The organism is Kitasatospora sp. Xyl93 (genome assembly GCF_055383135.1).
On sequence record NZ_AP029186.1, the window covers coordinates 147,867 to 160,272 of the forward strand.

A 12,406-nucleotide genomic window follows, 5' to 3' on the forward strand; every position below is an offset into this window, starting at 1 on the left:
CCCACAAAGGTGGTATCCCCGTGAGCATCCGCACCGTAGGCGTGATCGGCGCCGGCACGATCGGCCGCGGCGTCGCCCAGTCCTTCGCGGAGTCCGGGTTCGAGGTGGTCCTGGTGGACATCTCGCAGGCCCAACTCGACAGCGCGGTGGCCCAGATCCGCCGTGACCTGCTGGTCCAGCCGATGCTGCTCGGCAAGCCGCTGAAGGAGGACGCCGGGACCGTCCTCGCCCGGATCACCACCGGCACCGAGCTCACCGCACTGGCCGACGCGGACTTCGTGGTCGAGAACGTCACCGAGAACTGGGACGTCAAGCGCGCGGTGTACGAGCGGATCGACGCCATCTGCCGCCCCGGCGTGATCTTCGGCGTGAACACCTCGGCCGTGCCGATCACCCGGGTGGGCTCGGTCACCGGGCGCCCGGCCGAGATCCTCGGGCTGCACTTCATGAACCCCGTCCCGATGATGGACACCGTCGAGGTGGTCAGCGGCCACTTCACCAGCGAGGAGACACTGAACACCGCGCTCGGGCTGCTGTCGGACATGGGCAAGGAGGGCATCGTCGTCCAGGACGCCCCCGGCTTCGTCACCAACCGGGTCCTCATGGTGACCATCAACGAGGCGATCTTCTGCGTCCAGGACCAGATCGCCTCGGCCGAGGACGTCGACAAGATGTTCCGCGGCTGCTTCGGCCACAAGATGGGCCCCCTGGAGACCGGCGACCTGATCGGCCTCGACACGATCCTGAACTCGATCACGGTCATGTACGAGAGCTACAAGGACAGCAAGTACCGCCCTGCCCCCCTGCTCCAGAAGATGGTCGACGCAGGGCTCCTGGGCCGCAAGACCGGCCAGGGCTTCTACACCTACTGATCCTCGAACCACCCAAGGAGAAACCTGACATGACGAACGACGACGTGCGCGCCCGGGTCCGCGAGTTCCTCGCCCCGCACCTGGCCGGCCAGCCGCTCGCCGACAACGACGACTTCTTCGCCCTCGGCTACGTCAACTCCCTCTTCGCGATGCAGCTCGCGCTCTTCGTGGAGAAGGAGTTCGCCCTGACCCTCGGCCCGGCGGACATGGACTTCGACAACTTCCGCACGGTCGACGGTCTCGTCCGCCTGGTCACCTCGCGGACGGCTACGGCGGCCTAGACGGCCACGGCGCCCCAGCCCCACCCGCGGACGCGCGGCGGCCAGGCCGCCGCGCGCCGGTCCGTTCGACCGTTCTCCCATCGGCGAGGAAAGAACCACGATGACGCACCCCGACGAGGTCCTCACCCGGATCGACCTTCGCAGCCCGATCCCCGGAGCGCTGGCCGCCGAGATCGAGCGCCGGCTCTTCTTCGTGTCGCCCGAGATCACCGGCTTCGAGGTGCCCGTGGAGGGCGACGAGGTGCGCTCCGTGACACTCCGCTCCGAGCGACCGCTCCCGCACGACGCCCTGACCGAGAAGGTCAACTCCCTGGTGGACAACGACGTCCGGAGGCAATGGGTGACGCCCGCCAAGGCCGTCTGGACCTCGCCGCACCAGCGCACCCCGCACCAGGACGTCTTCGGACTCCTCTCCCAGGCCGGCGCGGTGACGGAGGTCGGTGAGGGTCAGGTCGCCGTCGGCGAGCCGCTGCTCTCCCTCCTCGGCTACTTCGACCGGGCCGTCTGCGACCTCCTGGCCGAGGACCACGAAGTCCGGGAGTACCGTTACCCGACGCTGATCAGAACGAAGGCGCTGGAGACGGCGGGCTACTTCAAGGCCTTCCCGCAGCACCTGATGTTCGTCACCAGGCTGCGCAACGACCTGGACGTCTACCGCGCCTTCCAGGAGCGGCAGGCCGTCACCGGCATCGACTCCGCGGTGCTGGACTCCTGCGGCAACGTCGACTACTGCCTGCCGCCCACGATGTGCTACCACACCTTCAGCCAGTACGGCGGGCGCACCCTGGAGGCGGGCCGGCTCCACGTGGTCACCTCGCGCGGCAAGTCGTTCCGCTTCGAGGCGGCGTACGCGACCAGCCTGGAGCGGCTCTGGGACTTCACCATCCGGGAGATGGTCTTCATGGGCTCCCGGGAGGACGTGCTGGACTCCCGGGAGCGCTTCATGCGGAAGGTCTTCGCCTTCGTCGAGGAGCTCGGCCTGAGCGGCTTCTGCGAGGTGGGCAACGACCCGTTCTTCTGCGGCACGGACACCTCCGAGCGGATCTGGTCCCAGCGGCTGATGGAGCTCAAGTACGAGCTGCGGCTCCACGTCGCGCCCGGGCGGACGATCGCCGTCGGCTCCTTCAACTTCCACGACGACCTGTTCGGCAAGGCCTTCGGCATCGACCACGGTGCGAACGGGCCGACCCGCAGCGGCTGCGTCGGATTCGGCCTGGAGCGGCTCGTCTACGCCTTCCTCTGCCAGTACGGCCTCGACACCGCGGCGTGGCCGGCCCGGGTCCGCACCGCCGTCAACGGGAGCCGACCATGAGCACGAGGACGGGCCGCGCCCCACGAGGCCAGCGGGAGGAGATCCTCTGCGCGGTGTTCGCCCAGGTGCTCGGCCTCGACCGGGTCACCATCGACGACTCCTTCTTCGAGCTGGGCGGCCACTCCCTGCTGGCCACCCGGCTCGCCGGCCGCATCCGGGCCGCCCTGGACGTGGAGGTCCCGGTCCGGACGATCTTCGAGGCCCCGACCGTCGCCCGCCTCGCCGAGCACCTGGAGCAGGGCTCCGGGAGCCGGCGCCCTGCTCTGCGCCCCCGGAGCCGTCCGGCGGAGATCCCGCTCTCGCAGACCCAGCGGCGCCTCTGGTTCCTGAACCGCCTGCACGGCGCGGCCGGGCACTACAACATGCCGATGGCCTACCGGCTGCGCGGCGACCTCGACCTGTCCGCCCTGCGACTCGCCCTCGACGACCTGGTCACCTGGCACGAGAGCCTGCGCACCGCCTACCCCGACTGGGACGGCCGGCCCCAGCAGGTCGTCCTGGACCCGGACGAGGCTCCGGTCGAGCTGCCGGTCGACGACGTCACCGAGGCAGGCCTGCCCGAAGCGCTGAGCGCCGCGGCCGGTTACGCCTTCGACCTCACCGCCGAGACGGCACTACGGGCCCGGCTGTTCCGGCTCTCCGCGGACGAACACGTCCTGCTCCTGACCGTCCATCACATCGCCTGCGACGGGTGGTCGCTGCTCCCCCTGAACCGCGATCTGGCACTCGCCTACGCCGCGCGCCGCCTCGGGCAGGAGCCGGTCCGGCCCGAACTGCCGGTCCAGTACGTCGACTACACGCTCTGGCAGGACGACCTCCTGGGCGCCCCGGAGGACCCCGACAGTCTGGTCAACCGCCAGCTCTCCTTCTGGAAAGGGGAGTTGGCGGGAATGCCGGACCGCCTACGGATCGATGCGGCGGCCCCGCGTCCGGACACCCCCTCGCACCGGGGCGGTCGGGTCCCCTTCCACGTCACGCGGGGGACCCACCGGGCACTGCACCAGCTGGCGCGGGAGACCGGCACCAGCGTCTTCATGGTCGTGCAGGCCGCCCTCGCGGCCCTGCTCACCAGGCGCGGAGCCGGCACCGACATCGCCATCGGCATCCCCACCGCCGGGCGCACCGACGAGGGCCTCGACGACCTGATCGGGTTCTTCGTCAACACGCTGGTGCTGCGCACCAGGACCGACGGCGACCCGACCTTCCGGGAGCTGCTGGTCCGGGTGCGCAGCACGGACCTGGCGGCCTTCGCCCACCAGGAGGTGCCGTTCGACCACGTGGTCCAGGCCGTCAACCCGCCGCGCTCGCCCGCGTGGCACCCGCTCATCCAGGTGATGCTCGCCTTCCAGAACAACGCGAGCGCCGAGCTCCGCCTTCCCGGCCTGGAGGTCCGGACCGAGCCGGTGACGGAGGGGATCACCCGCTTCGACCTCCGCTTCGAGCTGTTCGAGGGCTTCGCCGAACAGCGGAGGCCGGACGGCATCGACGGCAGCCTCACCTACGCCCTCGACCTGTTCGTCCCCGCGCAGGCCGAGCGGCTGGTCCGGGAGTTCACCGAGCTGCTCGACGCCGTGGCCGCCGCTCCGGGTCTGCGGCTGAGCGAACTCGGCGGGGCGGCCGTCCACGAGCCGACCGGCGGCCCGTCCGCCGGGCCGGAGCCCGCCGCCGCGGACGGCACCCGGATCGCCTTCGTCTGCTCCCCCTACGGCCAGCAGTGGGTGGGCATGGGGCGGACTCTGTTCCGCACCGAACCCGCCTTCCGCTCGGCCCTGGAGGAGTGCGACGGCGAGCTGGCCCGGCACACCGGCTGGTCCCTCGTCCACGAGCTCTTCCTCGACGAACCCGAAGCCAGGACGGACGACGTCGGCGTCATGCAACCCGTCGTCTTCGCCGTCCAAGTGGGCATCGCCCGCTGGCTGGAGGAGGCGGGCGTCCGGCCGGCCGCGGTCACGGGCCACAGCGTCGGCGAGATCGCCGCCGGCGTCATCGCCGGCATCCTCGACCTGCCGGACGCGGTCCGGCTCGTCCACCACTACAGCGACCAGCAACGCCGCGTGGCCGGCCCGCACAGCGGCATGGCCGTGGTGGAGCTCTCGGCCGTCGACCTCGCACAGCACCTGCGAGGGCTTGAGGGGAGCGTGTCCGTCGCCGCGCGGAACGGCCCGCGGACCACGGTGCTGGCCGGCGACCGGTCCGCGTTGGAGGCCGTCGTCGCCGGGCTCCAGGCCGCGGACGTGCTGTGCGCGATGGTCCGGGTCGACCTGCCGGCCCACAGCCCGGCGATCGATCCGATCCTGGCGGACCTCGAACGGGCCATCGGTGAGCTCACCCCCAGGCCCGGCCGGATCCCGATGATCTCCTCGGTCACGGGGCGAGCGCTGGACTGGCGGCAGGCCACCGCGGGCTACTTCGCCCGGAACCTGCGGCAGCCCGTCCTGCTGGCCGACTCCACCGCCGAGTTGCTGACGGGCCATGACGTACTGGTCGAGATCAGCGCTCACCCGGTGCTCGCTCCGGCACTGCGGCAGAGCGTCGAGGAGTCCGGCACCGCCGCGACCGTCCTGACCACCATGCGCCGCGGCCCGGACGACCGGACGGGCCTCATCGAGCTGCTCGACGCCCTCGAACAGCTCGGCCTGAAGGCGGACTCCCCGGGCCGGCGGACCCGCTCGCCGTAGACCGGTGGGCGCGAGCCCGTCCGGCGCCGCCGCCCGGGCCTCCGGGGGGCGTACGCCAGTCGCGGCAGGGGCCCGGGGCGGTGGTGGGCGGTCCGGGCGTAGCCCTCGCGGTCGCGCGGCTGGACGGATGTCGGCGGGCGGCCCGACCCGACCGGTTCACGAGCCCGCCGCGATCACCCCGTGCTAGAAACTTCGGGGCCGGTCGCAACCACCGTTGCCGACCGCCCGGCGCCCGTTCCGAAGCGCTTCCGTGCCACGCCCTTCCGACCACCACCCCCGGGGAGAGCCATGCCCATCGCCCGCACCCGTCCCGTCCGCCTGCTCCTCGCCGCACTGTCCGCCCTCGCCCTGCTGCTCTCGGGCGCGGCCGCCGCGACTCCCGCGAGCGCCACCACCACCGGCCTCGACGGCGCCTGGGCCTGCGACGTCCCGGCCGGGTACGTCTACGACCAGGTGGCGATGAACACCGCCTGCAGCGGCGGCGCCAGTTGGAACTCGCCGCAGTTCCACCTGCGGACCCCGTACGACGGCCTGACGGCCTGCAAGAGCGCGCCCGGCTTCGTCTACGACGCCATCACCTGGGGCAGCGCCTGCAGCGAGATGAGCGGCGTGCAGGCCAACCAGTTCCACCTGCGCACGCCGGTCGACGGCCTCACCGCCTGCGTCGGCACCCCGGAGTTCACCTACGACTACATCAGCTGGGGCACCGCCTGCAACATCACCACGGGCAGCGGCCAGTCCAACCAGTTCCACCTCCGCAAGCCGGTCAGCGGCCTGTGGGCCTGTAGCGTCCCCAGGGGCTTCACGTACAGCCAGACCACCCGGAACACCGACTGCAGCACCTACCAGGGCGCCACGGCCACCAAGTTCCTCCTGCTCGGCTGAGCGGTCCGCAGCAAGGGGAGCAGGAAGTCGGTCCGGCCGACTTCCTGCTCCCGTCCGTGCGTCGCGGCGACGCGGTCCGCCGGCCGTGCCACCGGCGCGCCGCGCTCAGGACAGGTAGTCCTCCAGCCCGCCGTCGCGCCGGATGTCCAGGGTGACGCAGTGGAAGCCGCCGCCGAGCACCCGGGAGTGCCGCAGCCGGTGCGGCAGGACGGTGATCCCGGCGTGCTCCAGCACCTTGATCAGGCCCTCCTGGCCGGCCTCGACGATCGCCGTGTCCGGCGAGACCATCAGCAGGTTCATGCTGATCCAGCTCTCGCTGAGCGCGTGCTCCGGAGCGTCGCCCGAGGGCTCGGCCGGCGGGCACCACAGGACGTCCCAGCCCCGCAGCGGCTCCGGGACGGTCTCCGGGCTGATCCGGTCCGGGTTGAGCAGCACCAGGCCCGGCCGCAGCAGCGCGATGGTGCTGTCGATGTGGGTGTAGCCGTAGACGTCGCGCAGCGGGTGCAGCCGCAGGCCGCCGTCGCCGAGCAGGCCGAGGGTCGACTCCAGCCAGCGCAGGCCGAGCTCGTTCCCACTGCGGGAGACCTGGTAGAACACGTCCCGGCCGAGCCGCAGCACGTTGGCGGCGTCGAAGACCGGCTCGGCCTCGCCCAGCAGCGGGAGCCCGTCCGCATCGGACTCGAAGAGCTCGTCGGCCAGTTGCGGCCGGGGTGCGGCCAGCCAGCGCGCGCCGCGGAGCAGGTAGTCCTGGAAGAGGCCGCGCAGTCCGAAGACCTCGAAGTAGCGCTGCCGCATCGGGCTCGCCACCTCGATCAGCGTCTCGCCGACCACCAGGGTCAGGTCCCGCGGGCAGTAGGTGTGGAAGCCGCCGTCGGCCTTCCACAGCGGGGAGGCGAACTCCGCCGTGTGGTCGACGGGTTCGGGCCGGTGGACGGTGACGCCGAGGCCGCGCAGGGTGGCGACCAGCGCGTCCAGGTCCTCCTCGGTCTCCTCCACGACCTGCCGTGAGTACGGGCCGGCCTCGATCGAGGCGAGGTCGGCGGCGCCGGTCTTCGGGAAGCAGGACAGCCAGGCGGACGGCTCGGTCTGCTCGGGCAGCCGGGCGCCGACGGCGGTCCCGACCACGATCTCGCGCAGGGTGGTGAATTCGTCCCAGCTGTGGACCGGACGGGCTGAATCGGACATGACTCTCCCTTGACAAGAGTTCAGGGAAAAACGGAGACAGCACTGCGGCACACGACGGCTCGAACCGCACCGCAGGAATTCGTCGCCGGCCGGCTCGGGCCGACCACGCGTACGGTAAATCACCGGCGGGGCAGCCGAATTCGCCTTTCGAGGGCCGGGATCGACGGTCAAGCTACCCGGACGACCGACGGCCGCGCAAGGACAGCGTTCGACGCCGAACAGGCCCCCGCGACGAGCCGCCGGACGATTCGGGCGTTGTTCAACTCCCCCGTCCACGAAGTCGATCAACGCCCCAGAGGCGATCCGGCAGGCGGCCGGAGGGACGCCCCGGGCCGCGTGCTCACCAGCGCCAGGCCCGACGGATCCGGCTCCCGCCCGCCAGCGCCAGCAGCGCCCCGCCCGCCGCGGCGACCCCGGCCACCGCCAGGTTCTGGCGCTGCGCCCGGCGCCGGTCGGCGACGGCCGCCCGGGCCGACGCGGCCAGGAAGGCCCGCTCGACCCCGGCCGCGGCCAGCTCGCCCGCCGCCACCCGCCGCATCAGCTGCTCCAACCGGACGCCCCGGTAGAGCAGTTCCGGATCCTGGTCGGCGTCCGCCCAGCCACGGGCGGCCGAGCTGAGCCGGCGCTGCTCCCCCAGTGCCTCGCCGCCCTCCGCCAGCCATCCGCGCAGCCTGGGCCAGGCCTGCGGCAGCCCGTGGTGGGACAGCTCGACGGTGTCCCGGTCCACCACCACCAGCCGGGCCCGGACCAGCCGTTCCAGCACCTCGGGCACGCCGGGTTCGTCGAACTCGGCCCGGCGGACCGGCCTGCGGGAGCCCTCGTCACCGCCCGGCAGCAGGTCGAGGGCCGGCAGCGGTCCAGCGCCCGGCATCAGCCCGTCGCCCAGGCCCACCGCACCGGCGGCCTCCTCACCGGCGGCGAGCAACTCCCCGCCCAGCCGTAGGAACACCGCCCGCGCCCGGGCCTGGTCGGACGGCTCCAGCCCGTTGTACAGCGACTCCGCCGTCCGGGCCAACGCGCCCTCGAAGCCCCCGGTGGCCTGGAACCCGGCCAGCGTCAGCGCGTTGCCGTTGCGCCTGCGCCAGGTCTCCAGCAGGGCCGTGGACACCAGCGGCAGCGCGCCCGGCTGCTGAGCGGCGGCCGAGATCAGCACGGCCAGCAGGGCGCCCTCGACGGTACAGCCGGACCGTAACGCCGGCTCGGTGATCGCCCGCCGTAACTCGTCCGGCGCCGGGCGCCCCACCGCCAGCACCCCGTGCCGGCCGGCCTCGGCCAGCCCGGGGTGCTCGGCGAACAGCGGCCCGCACTGGTCCGAGCGGAGCACCAGCACCACCCGGCAGCGGGGCGGCGCCGCCACCGGCAGCCCGGTGAGCACCTCCTCCGGACCGCCCTCGGCCGTCGCCACCAGGGCGTCCAGGAACCGCGCCCGCTCGGCGGCGTCCCGGCAGCGGGTGCGCAGCTGCTCGCCCTGGTCCACCACCAGCACCGGGTCGCCAGCCGCCGCGCCGGACGCGCCGCGCGCCGCGTCGCCGGTCCGCTGCCCGAGCCGGGCCAGCGCGAGCGCGTACGCCTCCATCGGCCGCTCGCCGGGGGTCAGCAGCGCCACCGGGACACCGGCTCCGGCTCCGGCCCGGCCGGCCGGAGCACCGCCGAGCCGCGCCAGCAGACCGGCCCTGACCAGCGAGGACTTGCCCGCCCCGGACGGCCCGGAGAGGACCACCAGCCGCCGCTCGGCCAGCAGGGCGACCAGCCGCTCCAGCAGCACCTCGCGGCCGAAGAAGCGCTCGGCGTCGACCGCCTCGAACGCCGCCGCCCCCGGATAGGGAGCCCGTCCGACGTCCTGGGCGCGCCGGCGGGCGGCGGTGTCGGCGGCCAGTTCGGCGGCGAGCAGCTGCCACCGGTGCCGCCACTCCCGCACGTCCCCGCCGCAGGCCTGCACGTAGCCCAGGGTGACGGCGAGGCTGGGCAGCCGCCGGCCGCCCGCGGCGACCGACAGGCTGGCCGCTGAACAATGCGCCCGGAGGGCGAGTTGACGGTACGGCGGACTTCCCGCGCGCGCCCGCAGGGCCCGTAGATCACCCGCGAAGCGCAGCAGCGGCCCGTCCCCGGGATCCAGCGGACTCTCCCGACGCGGCACGACGGCCCCCCTCTGTTGAATCGACGTTCTGAATCACCGTTCTCGAACCCGTGGGGTTCCCGCACGTCACACGCGCCGCGCGTGCCCCGTGTCGATCCCCCCCGTTGATTCATCATGCACAGCACCATTGGCGTCAAACAATGGTGCGTGCGGGTCGGTTGTTCCGAGTTGATGTTCAATGTCCAGCCGCACGGCGCCGAACAAAGCCGGTGGGATAGAACCGGAACCCGCAGCCCTCGCTGACTTCGGAGATATCCATGAGGTTCACGCGGTACTGCCGTTCCCTCCTGTCCACACCCGCGATGGCGGTGGAGCGGTACACCAAGAGCCACCAGTCCGGGGCCGACATCGCCATGGTCGATCTGGAGGATTCGGTCCCACCCACCCGGAAGGAGGAGGCCCGTCGGCTCGCCGAGGAGTTCTTCGCCCTCCCGTCCACCAAGCTCGCGCGCAGCGCGGTGCGCATCAACACCCTGTCCGGGCCGGACGGTCTGCGCGACCTGATCGCCATCGCCCGGTACCGGGTCAAGCCGGACCTGGTGCTGATCCCGATGGCGGAGTCCCCCCGGGACGTCGAAATCGCCGCCGGCGCGCTCGCCGCCGACTGCCCGGAGACGGAGTTCCTGGCCGTCGTGGAGACCCCGCTGGGCATCGAGCACGCGCCCGCCATCGCGGCCGCCGGGCACCGGCTGCGCGGGCTGGTCTTCGGCTCGGCGGACTACGCCTTCGCGGTCGGCGCCCGGCTCTCCTGGGAGGCCCTGGCCCACGCCCGCGCCCGGGTGGTCAACAGCGCCCGCGCCGCGGGGGTGGAGGCGATGGACGCACCGTTCTTCGAGGTCACCGACCTCACCGGGCTGCGCCGGGAGGCCGGGCTCGCCCGGGACTTCGGGTTCAGCGGCAAGATCGCCGTCCACCCGCGCCAACTGCCGTTGATCAACGAGATGTTCAGCCCCGACGAGGCCCTGCTGGAGCGCGCCCGCCGGGTGGTCGCGGCGGGCCTGGAGACCGGCCGCTCGGTCACCGTGGTGGACGGGGTGATGGTCGGCATGCCGTTCTTCGAGGCCTCGCAGCGGCTGATCGAGCAGTTCGACCCGCCCCGGCCCGACGTCCCGGCCCGGCCCCTCGGTTCGCACCACCCCCAGGGCGACTCGCCCACCGACATCCCGACCATGACGGAGAAGTGACGATGACCGAAGAAACCGTCCTCGGCCCGCGCCGGTACCGCAACGCCGAGGCCATGCTGGCCGCCGCCGACCCGGTCTGGCAGGCCGCCGCCGCCCACGGCCTGATCGGCATCACGGCGGACTCGGAGTCCAACAACCGGCTGACCGTCCGCGAGACCGGCCACGAGTTCGCCAACATGGTCTCCTGCTCGTACCTGGGCCTGAACAACCACCCCGCGGTCCTGGCCGGCGCGGTGGAGGCGCTGACCGAGGCCCGCGGCACCTCGCTGGTCCTCTCCACCACCCGGATCCGGCACAGCCTGCTGGTGCGGCTGGAGGAGGAGCTCGGCGAGCTGTTCGGCGCCCACATCCTGCCGGGGGCGTCCTGTACCACGCTCACCGCCGGCATCCTGCCGCTGATCGCCTCCGGCCACCTGGACGGCACCTGTCAGGGCGGCGGCGGCCCCCGGGTGATGGTCTTCGACCGCTTCTGCCACTTCTGCATGGCGTACATGAAGCCGGTCTGCGGGGACGAGTCGCTGGTGCTGACCTGTCCGCACAACGACCTGAACTACCTGGAGGACGTCTGCCGCAAGTACCCGCGGGTCGCCTACGTCGCCGACGGCGCCTACTCGATGGGCGGCACCGCGGCCCTCGACGGACTGCTCGAACTCCAGGACCGCTACGGGCTGTTCCTCTACATCGACGACTCCCACTCGCTGTCCATCGCGGGCGAGCGCGGCGAGGGCTACGTCCGCTCCCGGCTGGAGATGAACCCGCTGACGGTGATCACCGCGAGCCTCGGCAAGGCCTTCGGCACCAGCGGCGGCGTCGCGATGCTCGGCAACCGCGAGCAGTTCGAGTTCCTGCACCGGCACGCCGGCCCGATCGGCTGGTCGCAGAACATCCCGCTGCCGATGGTCGGCGCCTCGCTGGCCAGCGCCGCCATCCACCGCTCCCCCGAACTGGGCGAGCTACAGGCGAAGCTGGCCCGCAACATCGAGCTCTTCGACGAGCTGCTGCCGACCACCTTCGCGGGCAACGGCCTGCCGGTGCGCCGGGTCGACGTCGGGGAGGGCGAGCGGGCGGTCAAGCTGTCCGCCCAGCTCTTCGAGCGCGGCTTCTACAGCTCCGCGGTGTTCTTCCCGATCGTGCCCAAGGGCGAGGCCGGGCTCCGGCTGATGCTTCGCGCCGACATGGACGAACGGCTGATCCGCGAGTTCGCCGGCCACGTCAAGGAACTCACCGCCGACCTCTAGGACCTGGGAGCAGCCGCGATGGACAGCACCGAACCCGCCGGCTACCGGCGGATCGGCGAGCGCCGCTACCGCGAGGTGGTCGGGCGCTACTACGAGGAGTTCGAGGTCGGCGAGGTGGTCGAGCACCGCCCCGGACGGACCGTCACCGAGCTCGACAACGTGCTGATGAGCATGCTGAGCATGAACGACGCCCCCCTGCACATCGACGCCGCCTACAGCGCGCACACCCCGTGGGGCAAGCCGATCGTCTCCAGCCTGGTGACGCTCAGCATCGTCGGCGGGATGACCGCCCGCTCGACGAGCGGGCGCACCATCGCCAACCTGGGCTGGGAGAACATCCGGATGACCCATCCGGTCTTCGCCGGCGACACCCTCTACGCGGAGACCGAGACCCTCGCCAAGCGGCTGTCCGAGAGCCGCCCCGGGCAGGGCATCGTGCGCTGCCGCACCACCGGGACGAAGTCCACCGGCGAGGCCGTGGTGGTGTTCGAGCGCAGCTTCCTGGTGCCGCTGCGCGGGCACGGCCTGGACGAGGTCGCCGGGTACTGACGCACCGCCGGGCCCGACGGTCTGCGCCGTCGGGCCCGGCGCGCGCCTGAGGGAGGGCGGCCGGTCGGCCGCCCTCCCTCAGGCG

Annotated in this window: 10 protein-coding genes; 8 read left to right on the top strand and 2 right to left on the bottom strand. The window is 72.5% G+C overall.

The annotated features are described in order from the left end of the window. Positions 1–20: 20 nt before the first annotated feature. The 5 genes from ACZ5GH_RS38820 to ACZ5GH_RS38840 all read left to right on the top strand — a co-directional run bounded on the left by ACZ5GH_RS38820 (position 21) and on the right by ACZ5GH_RS38840 (position 6,028). Positions 21–872, top strand: a complete 852-nt coding sequence (locus ACZ5GH_RS38820; RefSeq protein WP_464336997.1) for a 3-hydroxyacyl-CoA dehydrogenase family protein — start codon at positions 21–23, stop codon at positions 870–872. Positions 873–901: 29 nt separating this feature from the next. Next, the gene (locus tag ACZ5GH_RS38825; protein ID WP_387694289.1) at positions 902–1,153 is read left to right on the top strand and encodes an acyl carrier protein; all 252 of its coding nucleotides are present in this window, start codon (positions 902–904) and stop codon (positions 1,151–1,153) included. A gap of 100 nt (positions 1,154–1,253) precedes the next feature. Then, complete coding sequence (locus ACZ5GH_RS38830) at positions 1,254–2,465, top strand: class-II aminoacyl-tRNA synthetase family protein (RefSeq protein ID WP_387758734.1); 1,212 nt, start codon at positions 1,254–1,256, stop codon at positions 2,463–2,465. Further along, positions 2,462–5,143, top strand: a complete 2,682-nt coding sequence (locus ACZ5GH_RS38835) for a condensation domain-containing protein (RefSeq protein ID WP_464336998.1) — start codon at positions 2,462–2,464, stop codon at positions 5,141–5,143. Before ACZ5GH_RS38830 ends, ACZ5GH_RS38835 begins: the two co-directional genes overlap by 4 nt. 288 nt (positions 5,144–5,431) lie before the next feature. Continuing rightward, on the top strand, positions 5,432–6,028 hold the full coding sequence (locus tag ACZ5GH_RS38840) for a hypothetical protein (protein WP_387758731.1): 597 nt from the start codon (positions 5,432–5,434) through the stop codon (positions 6,026–6,028). A 105-nt stretch (positions 6,029–6,133) separates the two neighbouring features. On the opposite strand, the gene ACZ5GH_RS38845 is transcribed toward ACZ5GH_RS38840, so the two are convergent. After that, a complete protein-coding gene (locus tag ACZ5GH_RS38845; RefSeq protein WP_464336999.1) occupies positions 6,134–7,213 on the bottom strand; it encodes an inosamine-phosphate amidinotransferase 1 in 1,080 nt (359 codons plus the stop codon). Between the two features lie 340 nt (positions 7,214–7,553). Beyond that, a complete protein-coding gene (locus tag ACZ5GH_RS38850; RefSeq protein WP_387758729.1) occupies positions 7,554–9,350 on the bottom strand; it encodes an nSTAND1 domain-containing NTPase in 1,797 nt (598 codons plus the stop codon). A 257-nt stretch (positions 9,351–9,607) separates the two neighbouring features. Between ACZ5GH_RS38850 and ACZ5GH_RS38855 the strand changes: the two genes are divergently transcribed. Genes ACZ5GH_RS38855 through ACZ5GH_RS38865 form a run of 3 tightly spaced genes read left to right on the top strand, consistent with a single transcriptional unit; the run spans position 9,608 to position 12,321 of the window. Beyond that, a complete protein-coding gene (locus tag ACZ5GH_RS38855) occupies positions 9,608–10,534 on the top strand; it encodes an HpcH/HpaI aldolase/citrate lyase family protein (RefSeq protein WP_387758727.1) in 927 nt (308 codons plus the stop codon). Then, a complete protein-coding gene (locus ACZ5GH_RS38860) occupies positions 10,531–11,772 on the top strand; it encodes an 8-amino-7-oxononanoate synthase family protein (protein WP_464337000.1) in 1,242 nt (413 codons plus the stop codon). The genes ACZ5GH_RS38855 and ACZ5GH_RS38860 overlap by 4 nt, the downstream gene beginning before the upstream one ends. An 18-nt stretch (positions 11,773–11,790) precedes the next feature. Then, the gene (locus tag ACZ5GH_RS38865) at positions 11,791–12,321 is read left to right on the top strand and encodes a MaoC family dehydratase (RefSeq protein ID WP_464337001.1); all 531 of its coding nucleotides are present in this window, start codon (positions 11,791–11,793) and stop codon (positions 12,319–12,321) included. Positions 12,322–12,406 lie beyond the last annotated feature (85 nt).